The sequence below is a fragment of the Shewanella goraebulensis genome, from assembly GCF_030252245.1.
GTDB lineage: Bacteria > Pseudomonadota > Gammaproteobacteria > Enterobacterales > Shewanellaceae > Shewanella > Shewanella goraebulensis.
This window is the reverse complement of the sequence record NZ_CP126972.1, coordinates 4,218,299-4,243,995: the sequence shown is the minus strand read 5'-3', so window position 1 is coordinate 4,243,995 and position 25,697 is coordinate 4,218,299. Positions and strand designations below refer to the sequence as shown.

General features: G+C 39.2%; 20 protein-coding genes. 10 read left to right on the top strand and 10 right to left on the bottom strand.

Annotated features, from left to right (window positions below):
• The first annotated feature begins 215 nt into the window (after positions 1-215).
• The 5 genes from QPX86_RS17930 to QPX86_RS17910 all read left to right on the top strand — a co-directional run bounded on the left by QPX86_RS17930 (position 216) and on the right by QPX86_RS17910 (position 5,289).
• Complete coding sequence (locus tag QPX86_RS17930) at positions 216-659, top strand: hypothetical protein (protein WP_285163414.1); 444 nt, start codon at positions 216-218, stop codon at positions 657-659.
• Positions 660-674: 15 nt separating this feature from the next.
• Positions 675-989, top strand: coding sequence for a helix-turn-helix transcriptional regulator (locus tag QPX86_RS17925; RefSeq protein ID WP_285163413.1), 315 nt, complete (start codon positions 675-677; stop codon positions 987-989).
• 162 nt (positions 990-1,151) lie between these two features.
• On the top strand, positions 1,152-2,012 hold the full coding sequence (locus tag QPX86_RS17920) for a tetratricopeptide repeat protein (RefSeq protein ID WP_285163412.1): 861 nt from the start codon (positions 1,152-1,154) through the stop codon (positions 2,010-2,012).
• A gap of 359 nt (positions 2,013-2,371) precedes the next feature.
• The gene (locus QPX86_RS17915) at positions 2,372-4,717 is read left to right on the top strand and encodes a hypothetical protein (protein WP_285163411.1); all 2,346 of its coding nucleotides are present in this window, start codon (positions 2,372-2,374) and stop codon (positions 4,715-4,717) included.
• A 125-nt stretch (positions 4,718-4,842) separates the two neighbouring features.
• Positions 4,843-5,289, top strand: a complete 447-nt coding sequence (locus QPX86_RS17910) for a hypothetical protein (RefSeq protein ID WP_285163410.1) — start codon at positions 4,843-4,845, stop codon at positions 5,287-5,289.
• Positions 5,290-5,466: 177 nt separating this feature from the next.
• Here the strand turns inward: QPX86_RS17910 and QPX86_RS17905 are convergent, their stop codons facing one another.
• Together QPX86_RS17905 and QPX86_RS17900 are read right to left on the bottom strand one after the other, a co-directional pair.
• The gene (locus QPX86_RS17905; protein WP_285163409.1) at positions 5,467-5,982 is read right to left on the bottom strand and encodes a TlpA family protein disulfide reductase; all 516 of its coding nucleotides are present in this window, start codon (positions 5,980-5,982) and stop codon (positions 5,467-5,469) included.
• Positions 5,957-8,074: a TonB-dependent receptor plug domain-containing protein gene (locus QPX86_RS17900; protein ID WP_285163408.1), complete on the bottom strand. Its 2,118-nt coding sequence runs from the start codon at positions 8,072-8,074 to the stop codon at positions 5,957-5,959. The genes QPX86_RS17905 and QPX86_RS17900 overlap by 26 nt, the downstream gene beginning before the upstream one ends.
• 392 nt (positions 8,075-8,466) lie before the next feature.
• Here QPX86_RS17900 and QPX86_RS17895 point away from each other — a divergent pair, with 392 nt between their 5' ends.
• Positions 8,467-9,141, top strand: coding sequence for a hypothetical protein (locus QPX86_RS17895; protein ID WP_285163407.1), 675 nt, complete (start codon positions 8,467-8,469; stop codon positions 9,139-9,141).
• Between the two features lie 482 nt (positions 9,142-9,623).
• Here the strand turns inward: QPX86_RS17895 and QPX86_RS17890 are convergent, their stop codons facing one another.
• Complete coding sequence (locus tag QPX86_RS17890) at positions 9,624-10,073, bottom strand: YHS domain-containing (seleno)protein (protein WP_285163406.1); 450 nt, start codon at positions 10,071-10,073, stop codon at positions 9,624-9,626.
• Between the two features lie 235 nt (positions 10,074-10,308).
• A complete protein-coding gene (gene nhaD / locus QPX86_RS17885) occupies positions 10,309-11,556 on the bottom strand; it encodes a sodium:proton antiporter NhaD (protein WP_220755258.1) in 1,248 nt (415 codons plus the stop codon).
• Positions 11,557-12,062: 506 nt separating this feature from the next.
• Between nhaD and QPX86_RS17880 the strand changes: the two genes are divergently transcribed.
• Positions 12,063-13,769, top strand: a complete 1,707-nt coding sequence (locus tag QPX86_RS17880) for a sensor domain-containing diguanylate cyclase (RefSeq protein ID WP_220755257.1) — start codon at positions 12,063-12,065, stop codon at positions 13,767-13,769.
• Positions 13,770-13,915: 146 nt separating this feature from the next.
• Here QPX86_RS17880 and QPX86_RS17875 read toward each other — a convergent pair whose 3' ends face one another.
• Together QPX86_RS17875 and QPX86_RS17870 are read right to left on the bottom strand one after the other, a co-directional pair.
• Positions 13,916-15,601 carry a thiamine pyrophosphate-binding protein gene (locus QPX86_RS17875; RefSeq protein WP_285163405.1) on the bottom strand — a complete coding sequence of 562 codons (1,686 nt, stop codon included), beginning with the start codon at positions 15,599-15,601 and terminating at the stop codon, positions 13,916-13,918.
• Positions 15,602-15,763: 162 nt separating this feature from the next.
• Positions 15,764-16,636, bottom strand: a complete 873-nt coding sequence (locus QPX86_RS17870; protein ID WP_285163404.1) for a LysR family transcriptional regulator — start codon at positions 16,634-16,636, stop codon at positions 15,764-15,766.
• Between the two features lie 328 nt (positions 16,637-16,964).
• Between QPX86_RS17870 and QPX86_RS17865 the strand changes: the two genes are divergently transcribed.
• Together QPX86_RS17865 and QPX86_RS17860 are read left to right on the top strand one after the other, a co-directional pair.
• Positions 16,965-18,131: a BamA/TamA family outer membrane protein gene (locus QPX86_RS17865; protein ID WP_285163403.1), complete on the top strand. Its 1,167-nt coding sequence runs from the start codon at positions 16,965-16,967 to the stop codon at positions 18,129-18,131.
• Between the two features lie 37 nt (positions 18,132-18,168).
• Complete coding sequence (locus QPX86_RS17860; protein WP_285163402.1) at positions 18,169-18,972, top strand: hypothetical protein; 804 nt, start codon at positions 18,169-18,171, stop codon at positions 18,970-18,972.
• 152 nt (positions 18,973-19,124) lie between these two features.
• Here QPX86_RS17860 and traF read toward each other — a convergent pair whose 3' ends face one another.
• Positions 19,125-20,333: a conjugal transfer protein TraF gene (gene traF, locus QPX86_RS17855; protein WP_285163401.1), complete on the bottom strand. Its 1,209-nt coding sequence runs from the start codon at positions 20,331-20,333 to the stop codon at positions 19,125-19,127.
• 876 nt (positions 20,334-21,209) lie between these two features.
• Here traF and QPX86_RS17850 point away from each other — a divergent pair.
• Complete coding sequence (locus QPX86_RS17850; RefSeq protein ID WP_285163400.1) at positions 21,210-22,379, top strand: MFS transporter; 1,170 nt, start codon at positions 21,210-21,212, stop codon at positions 22,377-22,379.
• 81 nt (positions 22,380-22,460) lie between these two features.
• Here QPX86_RS17850 and QPX86_RS17845 read toward each other — a convergent pair whose 3' ends face one another.
• The 3 genes from QPX86_RS17845 to QPX86_RS17835 form a co-directional block, all read right to left on the bottom strand.
• A complete protein-coding gene (locus QPX86_RS17845; RefSeq protein ID WP_220753024.1) occupies positions 22,461-23,501 on the bottom strand; it encodes a polysaccharide lyase family 7 protein in 1,041 nt (346 codons plus the stop codon).
• A 306-nt stretch (positions 23,502-23,807) separates the two neighbouring features.
• The gene (locus tag QPX86_RS17840; protein ID WP_285163399.1) at positions 23,808-24,869 is read right to left on the bottom strand and encodes an alpha/beta hydrolase; all 1,062 of its coding nucleotides are present in this window, start codon (positions 24,867-24,869) and stop codon (positions 23,808-23,810) included.
• Between the two features lie 42 nt (positions 24,870-24,911).
• Positions 24,912-25,679, bottom strand: a complete 768-nt coding sequence (locus tag QPX86_RS17835; RefSeq protein ID WP_285163398.1) for an SDR family oxidoreductase — start codon at positions 25,677-25,679, stop codon at positions 24,912-24,914.
• Positions 25,680-25,697 lie beyond the last annotated feature (18 nt).

Below are 25,697 nucleotides of genomic sequence, written 5' to 3'. Positions count from 1 at the left end.
TTTCAACTGTTTAAATTTTTTACGTGAGAGGAGATGTGTAAATTAATTTTGTTTATTTTAAATCTTAACTTGTTATTTTATATGTGTTAATTCTAATTGAGTCATGTGACAGCTTCACAGTCATATGACAAACTAGGTGACTGTCATAAGGATGACGTCGTTATATCTCTATTTGGATGCTTTACTTGCTACTCCATTTAAATGAGGGAGTAACAATGACGACTAATGAACAACTTAATAAGAGTTTGGATAAAAAAATGGACACCATCTCAATACACAATGGCTACTGGTTTTATTTTGAGGTTGATGGGCTAGAAATTGCGGCACACGGCTCTGCTTATTCTGGTAGAGAAACTATTTATATTAACGATAACCCTGTATCAGATAAAAGGAATTTATTTAGCACTAAAGGTAGTCACTCTTTTCATTATCAAGGTAAAGGTTATAAAGTTGTTTTTAATATGACGAGTATTCTGCGAGGAGAATTAGTTTGCCAATTGTATATTGATAACGATTTACATGCTGAACAAACTAAAGCATATATAGAGTCGGCATCTAAATGTGTAATAGATTTGCTGAAGGTATTTGGTTTATTTCTAGTTGCTGGTTTTTTCGTTGGAAGTTTGATTGGTTTTTTAGTTAATTATTTTGCTGGATAGAAGTGAATAATTGTTATGGAAATTAATCATAAAATAGTTAAGAGGCTCCGCTCTGATCGAAATTGGACGCAGCAGCATCTGGCGGATGCTTGTGATATTAGCTTAAGAACAGTGCAGCGTATAGAAAAGTTCGGAAACGCTTCTACTGAAAGTGTATTAAGTTTATGTGTTGTTTTTGAAATATCAAAAAAAGACATATGCATTGTACCAAAGGTAGAACCACAACAACTGCAAACGGTTAAGGTGAAGCCATATTATTTACTATTGATATTGGCGCTAACCTTAGGAATGATGCTAGGTGCTTTCGTCACTTATTATCTAATGCAATAACAGACACTAGCATCAATTCACTTATTATTGCAGAGATAACAAATTTGAATCACTAGCTGTTTATTTTACATCAGACTTTAATTTAGTCGTTTTGTACTATGGACAGAGTTTATTAGATAGATAAGAGTATCTATTCAAGGGTTAAAAAAGGAATTTATAATCGTGAATATTAAATCTTGTACAAAAATGATGGCCGTAATTCTAGCTTGTTTACCTATGCTTAGCTTTAATGTGCTAGCAAGGGATAATCAATTAAAAGAATGCCACACCGATAATTGCAAAGAATACTTTAAAGCTTACCGACTATTGACTAAGCGAGGGCATTCAGAAGCAATGGCAACATTGGGTGAGTTTTATTATGCAGGTTATGGTACTGAGAAAAATAATAAAAAAGCATTAAAATGGTTTCGACGAGCTGGTAAGTATGGCGTAATGTCAGCAAAGCATAAGGCTGGAGTCATTTATCTGCAAGATCCTGAGCTTGAGGATATAGAGGAAGGTATCGACTTCTTACAATATGCGTCAAACAGAGGCTTTTCTCCTTCATCTTTGTTGCTGGGTAAAATTTACTTAACAGGAAGCTTTGTTGATAAAGATTTAAAAGCTGCTGATGAATTACTTTCATTAGCTTATGAGGCTGATAATTCAGTGGCAATCGACTACGCTGAACTTCTATACAGTCATCCTAAATCTCAAGATCTTCCATTAGATAATTTATTTGCGATGGTTGAAAAAGATAATCAGGCATTAGTAAATAAAAAGGGAAGCGATCAAATTGAATTCCCTAAGAATGAAATGGAAACAATTACAGTTACTACTGAATCATTTGAAGATTTATTTAATAAAAGAATTGCAGTATTGAATAATCAAAGGCCGGATACTAAAAAAGGTACGGGTACTAATATAGCTGGCATGACATGTGCCGACTTATGGGCATGTAGTAGTGAGCAAGATGGCGAAAGGATCAGAGATGTATTACTTTCGGATTGGGGATTAGTTGCTCAAACATTCCGCTTACAGTAATTTCTGTCATATTTAATCTAAGATAAGCAGTCTAACAACCACTTGAAGCCTTGAAGTTTCAAGTGGTTTTTACTGCATAAAAGTACCTATATATTTAGATTTTGCATTGATAATTGACTTTATCTGAAAGTGTAACACGCCCCATAAACCCATAAACCGAAAGTCAGCTATATACCAGTTTGGATAACAATAACGGCTAACGGGAACCTCATAGTAGAAGAAAATAATAATCCGAAAATCTACTTTAAGGAAGAGAAATTGGCACAAATGAATACATCAATATGTTGCTGCGTTGTTAAGTTTGTGGGGGTGATATATTATCATACCCACATGGAAGTCCAACTTAAGTAGGATGCTTAATGCTTTTCTCGCGTACTCAAAATATATCCCTTTTTGCCTCATTCTTATTGTTATTTGCTTGCGGAGGAGACAATGGAAGTGATGAAACTGTAACTCCAGAAAAAACCACATACCTTGTTTCAACTTTGGCAAGTGAAGGTGGGAGAATAGAACCGATTAGCTTCACTGTTGAAAGCGGTTCTACAGCCTCTTTTACTGTTATGGCCGACGAAAACTATATGATTACTAGTGTGTCGGGCTGCGGTGGTAACTTAACAGGCAATACCTATCTGACCGATGCAGTGACGAATACATGCGAAGTTTCAGCAACGTTTAGTTTAATCCCATCTACTGATGATGAAGCTCCCATTGTAAATGTGTTATTTCCAGCCAAAAATTCAAGAGCGAACGGCTCAAAAATTACCATTAGAGGCACTGCCAGTGATGAGGGTGGGGTTAAAGCTGTTCGGGTAAATGGAGAGTTAGCTAATATTGCAACTCAACAAGAAAGCGGATCAACGGGACAACTTGATGATGTAGTCAATGCTAAAGTCGATTGGCAAATAGAGATTCAGTCAGACATCGATGAAGATCTGGTTATCACCACAGAAGATGATGCAGGTAATATTGATGACATTGCTGAATCAATAAAAGTATTTAATGCGATAATCCCATCTAATTTTATTGTAGATAAAACCAATAATCGTTTAATCGGTCATTTAAATCCCACTCAATTTGCCATAGTTGATTTACCTACAAAATTCATGCATGTCATTAATGTGCAATCACTTGGCGAGTCTAACCCCTTCACCTATTACGAAAATCAAAATAGTCTTATTCATTCAGAGTTAATAGAGGAACAGCTTACATTATCGAGAATTGACGTAGCTTCTGGCGATGTTGAAGTTATTTTAAATCATGATTTACAACTCGACTCATCTAAGTGGTCATTTGCACATGTTAAATCACTCGATATTGGCCCTGAAGAAGATGAATTATTCATATTACTGACTTATTTTCCTGTAGAAGGTGTTAACCAGGCACAATCCGTCATTATGAAACTGGATTTAAATACCAATTCTTTATCTACGATAATTGAAGGTCAAACCTTGTCAGGCAATTCGGTTTCAACAAGCGATATTGCATACACTTCCAAAGGGTTACTCGTTTTTAATAGTGCTTTTGGGGGAAATGATGATGGACTGTCCATTGTTGAGTTTGACGGTTCTGATAGTAAAGCTATCACGGGAAATCTAGGTATTACTTCAGCAAGTGTTGATGTTGACCATCAAAATAACACCGCTTATGTTGCTGGGTATAAAGGATTCAGTCGAATAGATTTAACGACAGGTGAGCATAGTGAATTCTCACTTGAAACAGATCAAGATGAATTGGCTATTTCTCAAATTCGTTCAACAGGGCTCGATTTATCAAATGATCAGTATTTAGTGAGGGATAGTGATTTAGATGTGATTGTGGCTGTTAATCTAACCTCAGGAACAAGAACTACATTTGCTAGTAATGGGGTAGGAACAGGCCGTGTCATGATTGCTCCGAGGGAGTTATCTTTAGATAGTGCGAATAATATTGCTTATATCGCTGATGACGGTGGAAACTCACCTGGGTTTATTTTAGCAATCGATATGGAAACTGGTGATAGAGAGACTGTATATAGGTTTGAAAATGAATATAACTATATGATGAGTGGCTTATCATTCGATCCAGCGACGAATATTTTGTATACGTCGATTAATAATCAAGTTTTGGCTATTAATATTGAAGATAAGTCTAGTGAAGTTATTAGCAGCGCCTCAATAGGGAGTGGTGTATTTTTCAGTGGTATTACTGATGCAGTGTTAGATAAGACTAACGAGCGAGTTTTAGTTGTTGATTACCATGGTCAAGCAGTACTTGCTGTTAACCTATCTGATGGCTCTAGGGCGATTATTTCTTCATCTAATTCGGATAGTCTTGTCGGCGAAGGCATTAGTATTTATGGGATAAGCTCAATTGCGTTAGATGAAGCTAACCAGTTGGTTTATGCCGCTAGTCAAGTAAACAAGAATATTATTAGCATCGATCTTGCTACAGGCAACAGAAGCTTATTATTAAATTCTTGTGAAGGAGAGGATTTCGTTGATGACGGCTTAAATCATATTTCATACAATAAATATGATAACTCACTGCTATTCGCTAATCGTGTCATTAGCCAATTTAATATTGATGATAATGTCTGCAAAAACTCATCGCTTAGTTTACCTTTCGATCTCGAGCAAAATGAAAGGGGACAAACTTTCGCTAATGACTTTAACAAGCTATATCAGATTGATTTAGTCACCAATGAAAAAGTGATACTGTCAAAGTAGAACACTTGTCTTCGCTTTGAGAAACACTTATGAAAATGAGTGTTTCTCTTGTATCTAAAAGTATTAAAAGACTGGGACTGCTTTTAAGCTAATTCTCAGATACGTTTATTACAATTACCGTCTTATTGTGTATTTTACTCGTTAAAGAGGGACTTGTTATCAAGGATACAACTCATTCAACCACATCTGCTAAGTCTCGTAAGCCTTTAGTTGTTGTCGGTGTTATTGCATCCATAGTGATTTTAATAGCTGTGGTATTTAGTGTATTGCCGAAAGGCTTTAAAACCAGCCATGAAGATATTGGTTCTGGTAAACCTGTATTAGTGTTTGTTTACGACCCTAACCTTGCGGTGAGTAACAGTCAGACCGAGCAAATGAATACAGCTCGCGCGACGTTAGGTGATGATGTGTCGTTTCTTATTGCACGAATCGGAACACCTGAAGGCGACCAGTTTATTGCTAAGTATCAAGCACGACCAGCTGAACTATTAATGTTTGAACCTGCTGGCAGCTTGACTAAAAGACAGTACGCTTTAATGCAAGCCAACGAGATTATGCACTGGGTTAAGTAACCAAAGTTTAGGTTAAGTCGCTATTTTAGGCTGGTTACTATTAGTTGAATTAGGCTGGTTACTAATAGATGAGCATTGACTTTATAGTGCGAAATATAACAAAAGCATAGATATATAGAATGGGCAGAATGACATCATTCTGCCCATTTTATATTGGTAATGACTAGAACCCACATGCTACTTAAGTGCACATTCACCTTGGCTGAGCTCGTTGGTTAATTTACGTAGCATGGTTTCTGAGGTAAAACCGCGGCGTTTAGCCAGCACATTACCTTGGGTATCGAGCACTAAAGTGGTGGGGAAGCCCTTAACACCGCCACTTTTACGGACGAACATTTTATTGCTTTGTTGTGATGGTATATCAGCTGAAAAATGACGTAATTCGCGTTTAAGTTGGCTTTTAGAGCCTTTATCTCCGACTAAAGTAAAGTGGACGCTATTGCCACATTCGCCTAATAGCTCGGTGATAATTTTGCCCTGCTTTTTACACCAACTGCAATCAGGTTGAAAGTACATCAACACGGTAGGTTTTTCTGCATGGTAACTGACCGAGGATTGGCTGGTGCGTAAATCCTTTAACTGGATTTGCGCCACTGATAGTTCGTTGCTGTTTGTGCCTGCGCTAGCAGTGTTACTGACAACAAGTGTTGTCAGTAACACAAGGCAGTTAAAGCTTGCCTTCAACGCCAACATAAAACTCTCGACCGTGAAGTGGACCATAGATGTAAGCTACGTCGTAACCGCCATCGGCATCATAAAACAGTGGTGATTCACCTTCTTCAATTTGGGTGTAGTTAAAGATATTAGATAAACCGCCATAGACCTTGATGTGACTGGTTAAACTGTACTGTACTTTAATGTCCGATACGGTAAAGGCTGGCGCATCTTGGCTTTTAAGTGAACTTGGGTCACCTTTGATATCGTAACCTTCATAACCATATTCGGTTAAATCACGCTCACCAAACCAAGTGGTATTCCAGAAGACTGTAAAGTCATCCGTTTTGTATTCAAGCTCAATACCTGCACGCGTTTCAACGGGTGCAATAGAGTAAGATGAACGGAATACATCGTTGTAATCAAAGTATTCTGCGCTGGCATTCACTGTCAGCTCATCGGTTAGGCTATACCCTGCAACTAAATCAAATGTGGTAACTGAAGCATCTTCATCAAGTTGTGACAGAACCGGTACACCATCTTCATTTTCTTGTAATGAGGCAAGGTTTTGTACGTTCGAGTGAGCGATAGAGAAAGTACCGGTTAGGGTGCCTGCATCGTAACTTAACGCATAGTTAGCCGATAACGACTCTTCTAATGAGTCGACTTCGATTAAGTAGCCTTTTTCTGAATCTAGTATGCCGTGGTCGGTTTCAAAGAATGATAATGGCGCTCGGTAACCTCGTCCTGCTGATAGGCGAGAAGTCCATGTATCGCTATGGAAGTAACGCATGTCGATACGAGGCGCGACAAAGGTTTCATCGATTTCAGTACCAGGCTTTTTCTCATCAACAAAATCAGCTGTGACTTTGTCTACCCTTAATGCCATCGCAATTTCGATATCGTCAGTTGGCGTCCATGTATCTTGGATGAATACACCTTTTACATCGTAATCGAATGAGTCACTTACGTAAGCCTCTACTTCATGCAGTGCATCGGTATGTGAACGCATTTCTTCAGTGCGGATGTCTGCGCCATAAGTCAAAAAGTGGTTATCGCTGATTTCAGTATCAAACTTGGCGCGGAAATAGTACATGGTGTCTTCAGCGCGATAGTCTATGCCTTCATAAAAGGAGTCTTGCTCATGTTTGGCATAGCTGACAGCAAATTCAGATGTAGTGTAATCCGACAATTCACTAAGTAGCTTGATGTAAGCTTCATCACGATTGGTTTCAATCCATTCAGTGGTTTCCCATGCTTTACCAATGTATTCGTTTCGGACATCATCACCGACGAACAAGCTTTCAGATTCAATCCCGTCGTAACTGCTAATGGCCTCTGAAATCGAACCCACATTATCGCCAACTACTGGGCCGCCAAAGACTTCGCTGCGCACTTTAGCAATACGAAGATGGACATTGTTTGAATCATTTAAATCGTGGCTGACTAAAGAGCTGATAGTGTAGTTTTCTTGGAAAGGTGCTTCACTTACGCCGTTGTCATCATGGTCTTCTTGATCTTGTTTATCGTACTGACCAATTAAGGTGATACCTGTTTTGCCGTCTTCAGAAATACCTGTTGCCATACCTTTCATGGCGGTAAAATCGTGTGATCCTTTAGCGATATCTACAGAGACTTCGTTTTCATAGGCTTGCTTGGTTACAATATTTACTGTGCCACCAATGGCTTCAGGTGCAATTAATGATGCTCCTGCACCACGTGCAATTTCAATGCGGTCAACACCTGTTGTCGAAATCGCATCGACAGCATAGTAGCCAGAGATCATGGTGTGTGTTGGTAAACCGTCCACTAAAATCGTGGTGTGTTCGCCCTTCATACCATTGAGCATGATGCGTTTTACGCCACACATAGAACACTCATTTGACACGTTAACACCAGGCTCATTATTAATGGCATCGGTTAAACTTAAAGCATTCTTATTTTGAATCATCAGCTCATCAAGCACTTCAGTTTTTTGGATGACATCTTTCAATCTTCCATCTTGCTGTAGTTTTTGACGAACGCCTCTTACCTCAATCTTTTCGATTTCATCTGTAGTTACTTCTGTTTCAGCATGTGCTGAAAAGGTGAGTGCGCTTAGCACTGCCGCTGCTAAAATTGAATGCTTCATAGTTGTCAACTTTTGTGATTATTAATGGGTCAGTTGTTATCTGTATGTCGAGCTTGTTAGATTTGTTGCAATACTATGGCGACAGTATTAATGATGCAAACGCAAATGATTATCATTTGTGGTTTATGTGGAGAAGTGCACAAAAGCTAAGATTTCACCGCGTGATAACTGATCTAGATCAATAAAAGTTATGATTGATTTTTGAGGTGACAACTTTCAAATGACATATTTGAAATGCCTCTGCTTGGGAGTTAGAGCACTTGTATCAATTTGTTGCGGTTTAGGTCGCAAAGTTGAATCATGCTTAGGATTGTGCGCGGTGTAGAACGGGAGAATACTGTAAAATATTGTCTAATTATTAAAGAGTTAATATTTATACTAAGGAGAAAGAGGTGCAAGATCGTGGAATAGTTGAATACTTTAGATGGTTATTTTTTATTGATAGAGCTGTCAGTCTCTCGGTATTTAATCTTGTCGTCACTACGGTGCTTATATGGGGATATACCAGTGTATATATTATCTTCAACTATTTTCCGCAATTTCATTTAGCAACTGAACAAGTGCTATGGGTATTGGGCTTGTACTTTGTTGTTGTGAGTTTTGGTTTTTGTCTTGCCTGCAAGTCTGATAAGCCATTATTCAGTTTTATTGGTTACAACTGTATGACTATAGGTAGTGCACTGTTTTTTAGTTATTTCATTCCTCCATTTGGGATCCCAATTATTTCGCAGACTATTGGTTTTATAGCTGTTGTATCACTACTAATGATGTTGATGTTAACGAAGTTTACCGCTGTTTTTGAGTCTTTTTCCGCCATGCTTTTCATGGTGATGAGCTGTGTCGCTATTACTGAATTTGGCTGGTTTGTTTTTGAAGGGGAATTCAAGTCAATCTGGCACTTTGTTGGGGCTTTTATGTTTTGTGCTTTTGTGGGCTATCAATGGAAGCAATATAACACTAAATTCGAGACATTAGATAAAGCGATAGATTTTGGTGCAGGGTTATATGTCGAAATTGTACTCGCAATTTTCAGGGTGCTCGCGGAGTTGAATGCTAAAAGAACGTAATGTATAAGTCGTATCTATTAGATTTATTTGCATTTAAATTCAAAAGTCTAACGGTGATATTTACCCTGAGGGTTTATTGGTTAAGGTCTTCTTTGTAATATACAAAGTGCTAATCTATTAACAGAAGTAATATCACTTATGTCGAGTATTAAATGATCTTTAAGCATTAGATTGAGAAGGCGGGTAAATTGATATAACGGCTTTATGCTAACCTTATTTCAAGGTTTGAACTTAGCTTCACCAATTTTAAGTTAACTCCCAGATACGTTTATTACAACTACCGTCTTATTGTGTATTTCACCCGTTAAAGAGGGACTTGTTATCAAGGATATAACTCATTCAACCACATCTGCCATTGACTTTACGGTGCAAGAGATAGCAAAAGTGTAGATATGTTAAAGGGGCAGAATGATATCATTCTGCCCCTTTTTATCTTGGTAATGATTAGATAATTACTAGGCTTGGCTATAACAGGTTTAGTGTTATTTTGTGGTTTTCTTTAGCCAATATTCGTCAGCTTCTGTAATAAATTGGTCTCTATTTTCTAGCCAATTCTCTCGCACGCTCAAGCTATAGTTCAAATACAGTTTGTCTTCAAAAACGGTAAAGGCTTGGGGGTCACTGCTGACCACAAAACCGCTGCTCATAGCATAAGCACAGTAACCACCATATTGCGGCATATATCGGTCTGGTGACTGCTCAAATTGCTGTTGATGTTGCTTAGTGGAAAATAACCATTGCGAACCTTGATATTCTGTTTGAAACTCTGCGTTACCTTTTACTGCCTTATTATCAGTAAAATAAGCCACTACATCATAACCTGTTACAGCATAACCTTGGTCGTTATAAATAGGTTTGTCACTCAAACTGGTGCAGCCGATCACTGTAAGTGACAGTAATAGCGGCAGCATTAAATTGATCAGTTTTCTCATCTCATTTCCTTTGAAGCTAACATATTTTAACTGCAACTTGTTATTAGTCAGCATTACAAACGGTTGGTTAAAATGTGTTAGCTATAAATCTGTGGTTATTGAATGAGACCTAATGAATGAGAAAAACCTTTCAAGCAATATCATATACTGACGTTATTAACTCAAACTATTGTAAAGTGTAGTAAGGCGCATATAGCGCCTTTTCAGGTATCGGATATTGCGCAATAGTTTGCTTCTAATTGTGTAGGTGATTTGCTAAAAATAGGGTTAACCCATAGCCAACGCTATAACACAGCAGCAAAGCGGGAACGAATTTAAGGTATGCCACAAAAGTCAGCTCTTGCACCTTGCTCATGGCAATAATTCCCGCCGCAGAGCCAATCACTAATAATGAACCACCTACTCCGACAGAGTAAGTCAGCCCTAACCATTGGGCTGTACTTAAGGCTGGATCTGCTTTTAACAGTGCAGCAGTTAGCGGTACGTTATCTAATACTGCCGAGCCAACCCCTGCAAAAAAGTTTGAAATACTTGGGTCATACATTGAATAAACTTGAGTTAGCAAATCTAAGGTGCCAATTTCTTTTAACATGCCGACTAGTAATAGAATTCCTAAGAAAAACAATAATGTGTCATACTCGACTTGGCGAATATATTCTAAAATCTGGACTTCTTCGTCTTTGGTTTTGCTGCTCCTACCCACTAAAAACATAACCGATAATCCAGCTAAAAAGGTTAATACAGGTGGAATGGCAAACAACACATTAAGCACCATTGTAAGGAATATCGTCACAAGGAAAATCATGCCAATAACAATATCTATCGAATTGAATGATTGTTTAATAGGTGTAGTGCTGACAGTGCCTTTAGCATTTAAAGAGAATATGACTGATAGCAAAAATACGCTGATGGTTGCAGGGATAAACAAGACTAATAACTCTGAAATATGAACTTTTCCTGCTAAGAAAATCATCAAGGTGGTCACATCACCTGTTATTAACGCTACTCCGCCGGAGTTCACGGCAAAAATAATCAACACAGCCATACGACAACGCATCTGATTATCGAGATTAAAGGTGGTTAATAAGCCCAGTGAGACTAACGTTGCAGTGACATTGTCACAAAATGTTGAAAGTACAAGCGCGAATGCCCCCACTTGCAGCATCAACATTCTGACAGATACCTGCTGTGGAAATATCTTTTGTACTAGTACTTGGATCATGCCTTTGGCATTGAGGTAAGCTACAAAAGTCATTGTTGACATTAAAAACAGCCATAGCGTGGCTATTTCCAATAGATTTTCATTTAATTCTTCTGAGATTATCGCTGTTTGTTCGGGCGTTTGTGCTGCAATGAATAGCGTAATCCAAGAAACACAGCCTAAAAACAGTGTGGTTTTAGCCTTATTTATATGGGTAACTTCTTCAAAAATAATACTGAGTAAAGCGATAACGGCAAGGGTGAGCAGAAAGATTTCTAGCATAACGGCAATTCCAACGACTTGTTAATGACATAACGGTTTGTCACGAATTTAAGCTAGCTCAACTTTAAGGTTCAATTAAGCTTTCTTGTGTGGGCGGATCACATCACATAATCGCTAGTTCTGCAATCTAGCTCACTTATTTAGGCTGGTTTAGGAAATAAAAACTGCTGTTAACAAATTGAGCTTCGTCAATCATTGTTTGCAGCAGTTTATGCTACCTATTGTAAGTCAGGGTTTTAACGCTTTGATTGGTCGGATAATTTGGTGATGTAGTCTACTGAATGACGGTTTAAGAGAGGTAATTTTCTAAATTAAAATTAGTGACTTTCTTTTTTCGTTTCAGATATTGTCTATGGTGCATATCGAAGATTTTTTTGTTCAGTGATATTATAAATCATAACAATAATTTCACATCGGCCTATATGCCCAAGCTTAGCGACTTAAAGAACAAAAATAATACAGCGCTCCGCAATAAGAACTTACAGTCTCTATTGATGGGATTGGTATTGTTTTTTGTTGTGTTAATTAGCCTATTAAGTTTTTCAGCGAATGCTGACACTGTCGATATACCAGGTTTCCAGCAAGGCAGCTTAGGTAAACATACCCAATATTTTAGAGAGCGAGATGGAACCGTTTCAATAGACGATGCCATTAAACGTTTTGAGTCTACTAGGCTTTCTCATGGGTCTAGTAATTCCATTTCCTTAGGTATTGATGTTGCTCCCGTATGGATGTCATTTAACATCAACAATACTTCAAACATGTCAGCTTCCTATCGCTTATCATTGGAAACCCCTTGGATCGATTACATTGATACTTGGCTGATCAAAGATGGTGTTGTGGTGAAGCATATTGCTGGTGGTGATGCTTACCCTTTTGAATCAAGACCAATGCAGTATCGCTTCTATGCTTTTGAACATGGTTTTTTGCCTGGTTCAACAAAGGTGATTATGCGAGTTGAAACCAAAGGGCCGATGGCATTACCTGTGCAATTTAGTTCAGTTGAACAAGCGATACAAAGAGATATTACCAGTGGTTATCAATATGGCGCCCTATACGGCATTATGGGGGCTTTAGCGCTATATAATTTGGTTTTATTTGGATTTATTCGTCAAAGGGAGTACGGCTTATACGGCTTGTATTTATTGGGGTTTGTACTCAATAGCCTTTCATATACCGGCCAATTGCATACCATTATTACTTACGATTTAGGTGCCTACTTCCAAGATTGGTTAGACATATTTTTGATGATTACCTATAGCGTAGCAGGCCTTCATTTTGCTCGTTCCTTGTTGGAAACCAAACAGTATGCGCCAAGGCTAGACCGATTTGTTCTGCGTACTACGCTTTATATTCCTTTTGGTATGCTCGTCGGCTTTATCTTTAACCAACTGTTTTTCTCGATGGTATTAGCCTTTATTTTAAATACCTGTTTTGTCGTGCTGTTTATCGCTATGGGCGTAAAAGCCCTACAAGCACAAAAGCCGTTTGCAGTCATTTTCATCTTATCTTCGGTCACGGCTGCACTATGTATCACTATTTCTACCTTAGCTGTAGCCGGTGTTTTAGTGCCTTATAATGACTACACTTTTAAAGCAATTGAAGTGGGTATGGCGTTTGAGGCCATTCTATTAGCCTCTATTTTGGCGCGGCAATTTAGGGTTGCTCAGATTGATAAATTAATCGCTGAAAAATATGCTCGAACAGATCCGTTAACAGGATTGAATAATCGTCGAGGCTTTCAGGAATTAACCCAACCAATTTGGCAGAAAATTGTGTTTGAACAGCATAATGCTTCGTTAATATTGATTGATATCGATCTCTTTAAAAAGGTGAATGACACCCATGGTCATAGTGTTGGTGATGAAGTACTAAAAGTGGTTGCTAAAGCGTTGGCTGATACGTGTCGTGATGGCGATATAGCAGCCCGTTGGGGCGGGGAAGAGTTTATCGTGTTTTTACCTGACACCTCACGTGATAGCGCCATCATGCAAGCTGAAATAATAAGAGAAGCAATAGAAAACATCGAATTCTCGATCCTTGAACTTTCATTAAACTTAACAGCCAGTATAGGGGTTGCAGGCTCTGTGGCCAGCCTGTTTGAACAACAGCCACTTCATGTGGATATCTTCGAGCCTATGATAAGACAAGCTGATAGAGCCTTGTATATCGCTAAGCAAGATGGGAAAAACCAAGTGAGAGTGGTGAGTTAACAATTTATCTTACAGTTGATGATAAGTGGCCGAATATAAATGACGCCCATTGATGATTTCTGGCCGCCATTAGATACCGTTAATTCCAGTACAACTGAAGGGGAATGCTCTGCCATTACAGGCTGATGCAGGGACTTTGATCGTTATTAATGCTGTAACAATTGACTAAAACGTAGATTGAAGGTTGCAGAGTCATTAGGGTCTAACATCACTCGAACAATGTTGACACCTTTAGGTTCTTTTAATGCGTTAAAAACCTCATCCATTTCTTTTTCAGAATTGGCTACATAACTATGGATATCTACACCTTCGGTGCCGCCAAGGGCTTCGCCAAGTTTTTCGTATTTCCATACTGCAATGTCGTTATAAGCGCGCTCTACTCCTGGGTGAATCGCTCTTTCAGCGCCGTAACCTGAATTATCTAAAATAAATAAAGCGAGGTCTTTTTTGTGCTCGATTAAGGTTGCTAAATCCTGTGCACTCATAGTGAAAGCGCCTTCACCTTGAATACTAACTGAGCGGCGTTTGTGTTGCTCATTGGCAAAATTAGCGCCGACAAACATGCCAAAGCCTGCACCGAGTGAGCCCCAGTTACCGCAACCATGCATCACCACATCGGCTGGAAATTCGGCTTGTGAGCTATTAATGAATCCGCCAGTATCGCCGTATAGCATGTCGCCAGCTTGAAGGTAGTTAGCAAATTGCACAAATAGTCGGTCAATGGTTAACTCATTGTCGGTTGGTGTGAATTTATCTTTTAATTCAAAGGCAAACTTACGTCTAGTTTGTAGTGCTAATTCACCAGCATCGATATGCCTAATAGCACCTAAAAGCGCGGGTAAAAAATCACGCAAGTAGACCATGTCATATCGCTCGCCATTGATTTCTACATAGTCTTTACGGATCCAAATAACGTCTTGTTGATGACCTAATCGAGTTGAAAATACGCCAGTGTCAAACTCATTCAGCGTGACACCTAGGGCGATAGCAATATCAGCACCATCCATCATTTCTTTGGTGTAATCTTCACTGACTTCACCCATGTATATGCCTACACTGTTTGGGTGGTCTTCAAAGTCGCCCATTTTACAAGTGAAGGTGGTGGCAACGGCGGCATTAAGCTGGTCCACTAACTGTAGACCTTGTTTAATCATGTCTTCACGCTGTAAAAGGTGCCCTGTTAATACACTGCGAGTGTGTGATTTTTCGAGTAAGGCAACACTGGCTTCAAGTGCAGCATTGAGGTTAGTCATTGAAGACTGCTCAAGCATTAAGTCCAGAGGACGAGTTGGTGCTGGTACTAATGCGGTCTGTAAGTCATAAGGCACTTCGAGGTACACAGGCTTTTTAGTTTGAATCGCTTTGCGTAGCATTTGGTCGACTTCAAAGGTGGCAGTGCTTACATCAATCAAACGCTTGCTTGCACATGTGATGTGTTTGAACATATCAATGTTGGTGTTGAAGTTGTTTTCAATCACATGATGATAGCGGCGCTCTGTTGGGGTTGATAGAACTTTAACGGTTGGAGTACCTGCGATAACTATCATTGGAGTGTCATCAGCATAAGCTCCTGCGATGGCATTGGTACAGCTTAGTGACCCTACACCGAATGTGACTACCATGGCACCGAATCCGTTCATTTTTGCATAACCGTCAGCTGCGTATGTACCGTTAAGTTCATTGCGTGGCATGACGTGCTTCACGCCATGGTTGCCATCTAAAATCTCATCAAAAAATGGCAGAACATAATCGCCGGGGATACCAAAAACATGATTAGTGTTAAGTTCTTTTAGGCGAGTCAGGATGTAAGTGGCTAATGTAATCTGTTGCATGATGTTACCTCGAGTATTGGTTTAACTTGGTGCGTTGTTTGTGTGAGGTAATATTAAGCAATGACCAAAATCTTCTATATAGCGTATTTCGAGCCTGCCAATCTCAAAAATGAGATTGGCAGTTTGTAGTGAACTAAATAGGAGGAAGCGAAAGGAGAAAAGTTATTTAAAGGCGTTTACGATGGCATCCACAACCGCTCGTTGAGCTGCTGATTGTAATTGACGGCTTCGATATAGAAGTGAGAATGGAACTGGTGCTAATTGGTAGTGCTCAAAGATACTGACTAAGCCGTTGTTATTGGGTGGCAAAGCATACAAAGGAATAATGGCATAGCCTAAGCCTTCTTTAGTGGCAGCGATCAACATCTCCGCGTCCATTACCGTGAGCTTGCGACTCGGCTGAATTTTAAATATCTCATTGGTGCTTTTATTGGTAATGGGTAATGAAGGGTGAGAAAGCGTTGAAATATAAGGCAGGTTGTTAAACTCGGCATTGGAGATTTCATCTTTATATTGCTGTGCAAACTCTTCATTGGCAAAAAAGGCGAGATCGAGCTCAATGAGCTTTCTGGCAATTAAGTTACTTTCAGGTAATTCACCATTGACCACTGCAATATCGACATCATCAGTTAATGCGGTTGAATTAACAGAATGCTTAAGTTCGACACTGAGTTTAGGGTTGTCTTTAAGCAAAGTGAGAATAGCGGGGTGGATAAATTGCCTATAAAAAAGCTTAGTGGTCGAGATAACAATATGACCGCTGAGTAACCCTGAGTCATCATTAAGTTCATCGACAGTATTGGCTAACTCTTCAATAATACTCGCTAACTTTTGGTAATACTTCACGCCTTCATTAGACAGTGATAATTTATTTTTATTACGAATAAATAGCTGCAGCCCTAGGTTTTCCTCTAGCGATACAATCCGTCGACTCACCGTTGATAAAGGTAAACGGGTTTTCTCACTAGCTCGTTTCATGCTGCCATATTTTGCAACTTGGCAAAAAATATAATAATCATCTAATTGAATTTTCATAAGCAATTCCTATCTATCCCTCTTTCAAGATGCTCTATTTCTTAGGAAATTAAAAGTGGTTTCCCGATAACCTTGTTGACGCACTGACAAAACATGCGGTTTCATTTTGGGTATCCGTCATTGCTATTTCTGGTCTGTGCTCTCAGCCTTATGGCGGTGAAATGACCATGGCCTGCTATGGCGAGTGTAGAGCAGGCTTATTCTGACTAGTTGGTGATTGCTAACTTAAAATAAAATTAATTGTTGAAAACCTTGTGAGTGGTAGAATGCGCTCGACTAAGCCGTGTGGCTTCATTCCCATTATTCTTCATTTCAAATTAGAGCTATTATGAAACGGATTTTATTACTCAGTTTATTTGCTTTCTCGAGTGCTGCAGTAGCAGTTGAACCACTATTTGATACATCTAAAGATATGGAACCCACTTGGGTCGACGATATCTTGTCTGTATTTGGCGCAGATGGTGAGTTTGATGACAGTAAACCGATTGATATGAGTTACTTACCGACAGCTTATTACACTCCTGAGAAAAAGTTTGGCGTCGGACTATTAATGGTCGGTTTATATAAAACCGATGGTGCGAAAGCGGAAGACCAGCCTTCTTCATTGGTGTTAAATTCATTTATTTCAATGAACAACTCCTATGGTATTGAAGCTGAGAATATGACGTTTTTCAATGGTGGCAAACAAAGGTTATTGCTCGATCTTGAGTTATATAATGAAGCCGCTGTCTATTATGGCCAAGGTATCGAAGACGGTAATATCGATGCTAACCATCATGAATATGAAGAACAGGCATATAGCTTTAAACCTCGCTGGATGACCGAAGTTGCTGATAATTACTTTTTAGGTATTGGTGCTGACTTTACTTATGCAAGTGCTGATAAATTGGAGTTAGTGGAAACAGGCGCGCCTGTTGATGAAAACACCTTACTACCGAGCAACTTTAGTTCAGGTGTCGTGGTTACAAGTATTTATGATTCACGTGATTACCGTTTAAATGCCACCCAAGGTTGGTTATTTCAAATTGACGCTGGTTTGTATCAAAATAGCGAATATTCAACGTTTTCAACTTACAATGTCGAAGTTGCTAATTATATTGATTTAAGCTCAACTTCAATATTAAGTAATGCACCAGGTTTAATCGCGTGGCAAGTACAAGGTCATTTTACCAGTGGCGATGTACCGTGGAATTTATTGCCAGATTTAGGTGGCTCAAGTGCGATGCGCGGCTTTATTAAAGGCCGTTACCGTGATGAGCAAATGATGATGGGCCAAGTTGAATATCGTTTACCTATTTTTCAGCGTTATGGCATGGTTTTTTGGGGCGCAGTAGGCAGTGTTGCCCCGAATGTTAGCGACTTAACTGAAGAGCTTTTAGCATCATACGGTACGGGCTTTCGCTTTAAAATCAAAGATAATATCAACTTACGTTTTGATGTTGGCGTAGGCGAAAATGAAACGAACTTTTACCTTAATGTAAACGAAGTCTTTTAAGGACTTTGTTTAGTATTTCAGTTGGGGATCTATTGTAATGATCAATGTGGCTCGGTTATCAATTAACGTAACCATAGCATCACTATTATTAATGACAGTGAATGCATTCGCTACTGAAGTGAAGGCTATATCAGTGTCTGTAATTGAGCCAGTTATTGAGCCCATTACAGAGTCAGGAACAGAGTCAGGTATTCAACAGTGTAGCCGAACATCTCATTATGATATTTACCTAAGTGGATTACATACTGGCACCATGAAAAGAACCGAATCTTGGCAAGGCGATGAAGCTGTGGTGACGTCAGAAAGTGAAGCCAGTATTTTAGGGATTGGTACTCAATACAATCAGCGCGCCGAATTATTTTGGTCTGATGAGACAGATGAATGGGTTACTGAAAAGTTTCACCAGCTGGTGACAGGCTTTCGAGCAAGAGATATGAAGGTCGAATTTAGTCAAGATGGCCTCAGTTCTGAAGTTGATATTGACGGTGACAAAGACCAATACGAATCAAGTCATATTCCGCTGCGAGATGTTGATACTTTGGCGATTCAAATGCGTCAGTTTTTACTACAAGGTCGCAGTCAATTTGCTTTGATTAGACAGGCTTCAGATGCAATAGAACCGTATCAATTATACGTAAAGCCTGCCATCAAGACCCAAATTGCCCCATGGGGGGAAATCAAGGTTATTCCTGTTGAGCAATCCGGTGCTGAAACAGTTACGTATTACTTTGCCCCTGATATGGACTTTCAGTTGGTGAAAGCCCGCTATCATGGCTTTATTTTGCAAGGCGTGATTGAGATGAATGCGTACACTACAACGTGTGAACCTATAGTGCAGTGATGAGCTGTTTTTAAGAGCTAATTTTAACAACGGTTAACAACTATAGTTATGAACGCTAGCGTGCCTTTCAATGATTTGGCTCATGTTGATGTGATAATTGAAAATAAGCTGAGAGACCCTCAGCTTATTTTACTTTATTTACGTATGGCAGATTAGAAAGTAAAACCTGTTTGCAGTGCAACTCCCATACTATGTTCGTCGCTGTAGCTTGCAGATAAGTCAAAATGGAACAAGCTGAAGGTAGATATCCCGATACCAGCAGTAATACTGTCGTCAGTATTATTGGTTAAATCCATTTGATAACCCGTGCGTAATTTTACCCAACTGTGCGGGAAAAACTCGATTCCGATGGCGGCAATTTGTTGATTATCCTTATTGGCATCAAATAGTGTCGATGTCCCATCAATTTGGCTGTATCCCTCAGACTCATTTAACTGCACATCAATAGCGGCAACCATGTATCGGTTTTGATAGTTGGCGCTCACAGTGTAAACCGGGCTTACTTGATACTGGCCTTGTACCCCTTCGATAATTTCAGTGTCGTAGGTATTTTTAATTAGGTTTTTACCAACAAAGCCAAAGCCATAACCATCGTTGTGCTGAAAAGCGATACCTACATCAAGGTTGAAATTACTGTCATCATTTTGGTAACGGTCGTCATCCCAGTCATCAAACTCAAAATTTTCAATGTCGGTAATGTAATTGATCGTATTTACCGTTTGGTATTTAGGTGAAACGCCATAATAAAACGTGCCAGATTCAAACTGTTGTGATTGAGCTAGACTGACCCCTATTTCAGATACAATGACGCCCATCGTTAGCGCTTGAGAGTTAAGATCTTGGTTAAGAATATTACTTGGATCTAGGTCGTCATCTGCAATATCAGCAAAAACTAAGGCATCAGCATAAGCTTGAGCAAAAAGGTTCACCGCTACTAAGTTGGTTGGAATGGCGATGGCAAGTTGTGTGCCCACTTGTACTTGAGCATAGTTACCTTGGATTTTCTTAAGCTGGTCAACCACAACTTGGGCGTCTGCTTCAGTAGGATCGGTTAAGAACTTAAAGTCATCGTAAATATCGACAAAGTCTTCAACATTATTGATGAGATCGCTTGGATCATTTGCATTAACCCCAATTGAAGGGATTAATAATCCCACATGGTCGTTATCTTCAAAATTTGCAGCGAGTGCTGGGTTATGAAATGGGGCTGTAAGAAAGTCAGCACTGCTGACACCCACGCCGCCCATAGCATGTGAGCGAGCATCAAAACTGTGGCTGTTTGCTTGAGCTGAAGACGTAAAGGCCGCAACGATGCAAATCGGTAAATACCTAAGTATATTTTTAGGAGCTATTTTAAGCATTTTAATCCTGTAAAATTATGATATAAATAAAATTTATTTTTATTATTGTCGAGCTGGGATAGTATCAGGTAATGCAGTTTAAGTTATGATATTTTGAATAAGTTTTGTTCATTAAGAGTATGTTTTTGTTAAATTTTGTATCATTGAGATATAGCTCTATATTCCTTTTTCTATTGCTGAGACTTTTATCTGCTTACTGCTTACTGCTTACTGCTTACTGCTTACTGCTTACTGCTTACTGCTTACTGCTTACTGCTTACTGCTTACTGCTTACTGTTCTTTTTCACTTTAATTTCTAATAACAGCCATAGCCATAGCCATAGCTCAAAGGACCAAAACCAATACGTTATTAACGTGAGTGCGCCGACATGAATACTTAGTCAAAAAATGGGGGGATGAGTTAAATTGTTAACTTTGGCTTGTTGGGTGTAAATTATTGGCGTAGCCACTGAAATGTGGTGTTAAATATGTTTATTATGGCTTTTAAACTTAAGCTTTGTTTTAGTTGTTATTTCCGAATTGGTTATAGATGGCTTAATTCTATATGGGTATCTTATTCTAGGCTCACTTAGTTTTTTTATCCTTATTGAATGATGATAAAACTAACCTCTAAACAGCTCATTAAAACCAATATATTCGCTATGGTGCTGCTATAAAAGACTTATTGATATTGTCGATACGTTGAAATTATAAGTAATAGTGATTTACGCCGCATTTTCAAACGATTTATATTCATTTATTAACTCAACTAACAAAAATATCTTTACTTGTTCTCAGTTCAGGAATACATTCGCCGAAAATAGTCTTAGGGTGTTTTATCCCTTTAGCCGCCAAGAATGTTGTAACCCCTAAAAATTCAAATTAAGTAGTACGAAATTGACAATAATCACGCAAAACAATGTTGAAAGTAACATTGTCCCCCCTGTAGTTGGTTTAACTTTTTTCGCTGTCGCATCAGGCTTTTTAATGAGCCTTATTCCTTTATCTGTGACCTATTTTGATATCGATTTATCATTAATACCTTGGCTAGCCAGTGTGTTTTATTTTGGTCTATTGGTTGGTGCTACCTGTATTCAACGAGTGATTAAACGGCTTGAACATAGGCGGTCTTTTATCTCTTTTTTGACTCTGGTGGCGCTGACCGTTGTCGTTATGATATTGGTGCCACATCAAGTGACTTGGTTAGTCGCTCGCTTTGTTGCTGGTATGGCGGTGGCAGGTGTATTTGTTGTTGTAGAGTCATGGCTATTAATGGCCAATTGCCCTAAGCAACGTGCGAAACGTTTGGGCTTATATATGGCGGCTTTGTATGGCGGTAGTGCTGTAGGTCAGTTGGCCATTTCAGTGTTTGGTACAGACGGAATACAGCCATACTTGTGTGTATTGTTACTCTTGTTTATGGCGACATTGGCACCCATTCTGATGCGTTCTGGTCAGCCCCATAGTCACGATCAACAAAGTATTAGCCGTAACGAAATCCGTCATATCAACCGTCCAGCGATTATTGGCTGTATGGTGTCAGGGTTATTGCTCGGTCCAATTTATGGATTAATGCCGTCGTATTTAACTCATACGAGTACATTTTCTGACCACACAGGGCTGTTAATGGCGAGCATCATCATGGGCGGAATGTTAGTGCAACCCATTGCTAGTGCAATGTCGACCCGCATGAGCAAAAGCTTATTAATGGCAATATTTTGCATGCTAGGTTGTTTAGCGGTTATGGGCGTACTTGAGTCTTCCACGTTAGCAATGATGGGGTTTAGTTTATTGTTATTAGGTGCCAGCAGCTTTGCATTGTATCCAATTGCAATTACGCTTGCGTGTGATCATTTACCGATTGAGAAAATGGTGTCGGCAACAGAAATGATGTTGCTGTGTTATAGCGTAGGTTCGGTACTTGGACCATTATTAGCCACGACTTTTACTGAAACTGGCAATGGACTGATTATTTATTTAGGCGTGTGCTTAATTACCACTAGTATTTATATGTTGATGAAAAGTGCTGAAACGATTTCGTCAGGCCAAAAGCCGATTGCGGGGTAGTGTTAGACACTAAAACGGCCAATCATTGATTGGCCGTTTTCATGATGAGTTTTGTGAAGTGAAAATTTTAACCAAGCCCGATTATTGATTTAACTCTAATTGATAGAAGGTGGCTTGGGTGTAATCGCCTGCTTCCATACCGCGCCACTGGCAATCAGAGCTGTCTTTCTTGGTATTACATTGGTTATAAGCTCCTGCTTTGTAATACATCCAGTCTTTACCATAGCCTTGGTCTACTTCATGTCCCTGGTAATTGCCTTTGGCGAGGTCGACGCTAAACACTTTCACTTCCTCATTTTCAGCGCCAGGATTTTTAGTGAAGCTTAGGTGCATAGTGTCACCTTTCACATCCACTTGATAAGCAAAAATTTCGCCTAGTTTAATGCCATCTATGGGCTCTGCACTACCTTCACGAAGGTTGTATTGACCAAATACATTGTGGCGAATATCTTGACGCAGTTTTTTACCATTTTCATCTTTCGCATCTTGCAGCTCAGGAATAGGGTTTAACTCATAATTCCATGATAAAGAGCCATATTCATGACCGGGTAATTTACGGTATGAAATTTTTAATGGCTCGTTATCAGAACCATGGATTTGGCCAATAACTACCGCAAAAGCGCCATTCTTTTTAAAGTTACCGCTGGTACTGACTTGATCCACCGACAGCGTTGCTTTTAGCTGACCACCGATAGCGCCGTATGCTTTGGCATCAGGATGAGAGGCAACAACAAAGTTGTTTTTTGGCTCACCATAATGATCGGCCAACATTGCGCGTAGTTCACTACGAGTATTTTTACTATTTGGTGTGGTAGGAGCTTCGTTTGGTGCAACAAAAACCAGCGCGCCAGTGTCTTTGTTAGTATAAAACCACTCTGAATGCTCATAAGGAGTTTTAGTATTACCTAACTGATATTTATCAATCTCTAAGGCTTTTCCTTTGCGCTTTCCTGTTTCGGTTAACTCTGGAAGGGTAATTTTCCAATTAGTTAAATCAAAGTTTTGGGCAGGAGCTTTGGCCGGATCGAGATTAAATTGCTTGGCAGTATCAGTTTCGACTGCAATGGCAGCAGAGCTGGCAATGATGGTAGCAGTCAATAAACTAAGTTGGAGTTTTTTCATTGAGCTTTCCTTATGGAACATGTCATTAGTACCTACCTCAAGATACTACAATATTATTGTATTACAATAGTGTGATCGAGTTGGATGATTTGCTCAGTGGTGTAAATAAATTTTAATGAGATATTTTTGGCTCTGACTTTTGTTTGATAATAATCCACTACTAACCTGAGGGGGAATTTGGTTTAACTTGTTGTTCGTTCTAATTTTAGTTCTAACCAGGTAGGCAAATTTCAATTGGGCTGACTTTAATGGGCTTGTTCATAGTGACTGAAATGAGTTCAATAAAGGCAATCACTTCTAGAATTTCTATTCATCATTAAATTTGTTTAATGCCATCGCAATTTGGTGACATGCTTGTTTTGCACGGGCGCTGGTTTTAGTTATTGAGATAAACCCATGCATACAGTCGTCAAAATGCTGATGATGGGTAATTACCTCTGCATTTTTTAAACGCGTTGCATAAGTAATCCCGTCATCTCTTAATGGATCGTAACCTAAGGTGAGTAGATACGTTTTAGGAGACTGGCTTATGTCTTTTATGAGGAGTGGACTAACTAGTGGCTGTGATATTTCATTTAGTGAGTTTAGGTAATGGTCCCTAAAATAATCCATTAAAGTGCGTGTCAGAATTAATTGTTTATCAAACTTTCGGTAAGACTCTGTTAAACCTTGTAGATCAAGCATCGGGTAGATTAAAAACTGAAACTCAGGCTGAGTTTTCGCTATTACTGGCAACTCATTTTGCACGTGAGTTAAGCCTATAATGCAAGCAAGGTATGCGCCAGCGCTATCTCCACCAATGCCAATGTGATTTGGGTTAATATGCAGTTGCTGATGATTTTCGTTTACGTGATTCCACGCCTCAATCGCATCGCAAATCGGGGATGGGAATTTGTGCTCTGGTGCAAGGCGATAATTGACTGAAATAACGTTCATCTTGCCATGATTAGCTAAGAATCGACAAAACCTGTCATGGGTGTCGATACTGCCAATGACGCAGCCACCACCATGAAAATACACTAAGGTCTTTTGAGCTGTTTTGACCTTATCGACGCCATCTGCTTTCTGAAAAACAGGGTAGTATGCACGAAGCTTAATGGTTTTAGCGCTCGTCTTATGAGGTTGCGAGGTAATGGCAATGCTTGAATCAATCACCTTGGCTATTTCAATCTTGCTTAAACCCAGTAATCGATCCATTGCGCTATAAACAGGTCTGAATAACTTCGGTGGCAGTTTATGGAGCGGAGTTAAGGTGAGTAACTTTGCTGCAAGGCGTTGTTTAGATTCTAACTCGGGTGCTTGTAACCTTATTGATGAAGCTTGAACATCATCCGTTTTCGTTGAATCAGTGCTAGTTAAACTACCCATTCACTCATACCTTTTTATATTTGATACTTTTAATTTTGCAGGTCATCGACTCAGAATCTTCATGAATAAGCGATTTATATAAGCAGGTGAAATGTTGCTTAACAAGTGTAATACGCCATAAAGCATGCCTACTGTTCTATGTGTTTTAGGTTTACTGACTTGTTTTTCAATCACTTCAACCACTTCTTCTACGGCTAAATGACGACCTAATTTAGTTAACACATTTGCTGTATTGTGCTGGGTAATCAGCATGTTCGTCACGATAAAAGGTGGTAATACATCGCACACCTTAATGCCATATGGTGCAAGTTCTATTTCAAGTGCTTCTGTCAGTCCTTTTACGGCAAACTTACTGGCTGAGTAGCTGGCTAATTCAGGTACACCGTAATCACTACTTGCTGATGACATATTAATAATAATGCTTGTTTGATTATTTTTTAAGAAAGGCAAAGCGGCTTGGCTGGTATTAATTGTCCCATTCACATTGACGTTAATGGTGCGTAGGTGCTGCTCATTACTAATATTTTCGAATGTACCAATAGTTAATATGCCGGCACTATTTAACAAAACACTTAAGCAGTTATTATTTTGAGCGCAAAAATCGGCTATGGCTTGTGTCACTTGCTCAAAATAACAAACATCAAGCTGGTAGAGTGAAATGTTGTCAGTATTCCAATTGGCGGTTACTTCATTAAGTGATGCCAAGTTGATATCAGCCATTCCGACGCTATAACCCTGCTGAACAAAGTGCTTGGCAGCAGCTAAACCAATACCTGATGCTGCACCTGTTATAAATATGCTTTTTGCCATCATATAAACCCGCAATCC

What these genes read in the sequence shown, in the direction of transcription:
- QPX86_RS17930 (WP_285163414.1), top strand. Translation starts at nt 216, where the DNA reads ATGACGACTAATGAACAACTTAATAAGAGTTTGGATAAAAAAATGGAC.
- QPX86_RS17925 (WP_285163413.1), top strand. Translation starts at nt 675, where the DNA reads ATGGAAATTAATCATAAAATAGTTAAGAGGCTCCGCTCTGATCGAAAT.
- QPX86_RS17915 (WP_285163411.1), top strand. Translation starts at nt 2,372, where the DNA reads ATGCTTTTCTCGCGTACTCAAAATATATCCCTTTTTGCCTCATTCTTA.
- QPX86_RS17905 (WP_285163409.1), bottom strand. Translation starts at nt 5,982, where the DNA reads ATGTTGGCGTTGAAGGCAAGCTTTAACTGCCTTGTGTTACTGACAACA.
- QPX86_RS17900 (WP_285163408.1), bottom strand. Translation starts at nt 8,074, where the DNA reads ATGAAGCATTCAATTTTAGCAGCGGCAGTGCTAAGCGCACTCACCTTT.
- QPX86_RS17890 (WP_285163406.1), bottom strand. Translation starts at nt 10,073, where the DNA reads ATGAGAAAACTGATCAATTTAATGCTGCCGCTATTACTGTCACTTACA.
- nhaD (WP_220755258.1), bottom strand. Translation starts at nt 11,556, where the DNA reads ATGCTAGAAATCTTTCTGCTCACCCTTGCCGTTATCGCTTTACTCAGT.
- QPX86_RS17875 (WP_285163405.1), bottom strand. Translation starts at nt 15,601, where the DNA reads ATGCAACAGATTACATTAGCCACTTACATCCTGACTCGCCTAAAAGAA.
- QPX86_RS17870 (WP_285163404.1), bottom strand. Translation starts at nt 16,636, where the DNA reads ATGAAAATTCAATTAGATGATTATTATATTTTTTGCCAAGTTGCAAAA.
- QPX86_RS17865 (WP_285163403.1), top strand. Translation starts at nt 16,965, where the DNA reads ATGAAACGGATTTTATTACTCAGTTTATTTGCTTTCTCGAGTGCTGCA.
- QPX86_RS17860 (WP_285163402.1), top strand. Translation starts at nt 18,169, where the DNA reads ATGATCAATGTGGCTCGGTTATCAATTAACGTAACCATAGCATCACTA.
- traF (WP_285163401.1), bottom strand. Translation starts at nt 20,333, where the DNA reads ATGCTTAAAATAGCTCCTAAAAATATACTTAGGTATTTACCGATTTGC.
- QPX86_RS17845 (WP_220753024.1), bottom strand. Translation starts at nt 23,501, where the DNA reads ATGAAAAAACTCCAACTTAGTTTATTGACTGCTACCATCATTGCCAGC.
- QPX86_RS17840 (WP_285163399.1), bottom strand. Translation starts at nt 24,869, where the DNA reads ATGGGTAGTTTAACTAGCACTGATTCAACGAAAACGGATGATGTTCAA.
- QPX86_RS17835 (WP_285163398.1), bottom strand. Translation starts at nt 25,679, where the DNA reads ATGGCAAAAAGCATATTTATAACAGGTGCAGCATCAGGTATTGGTTTA.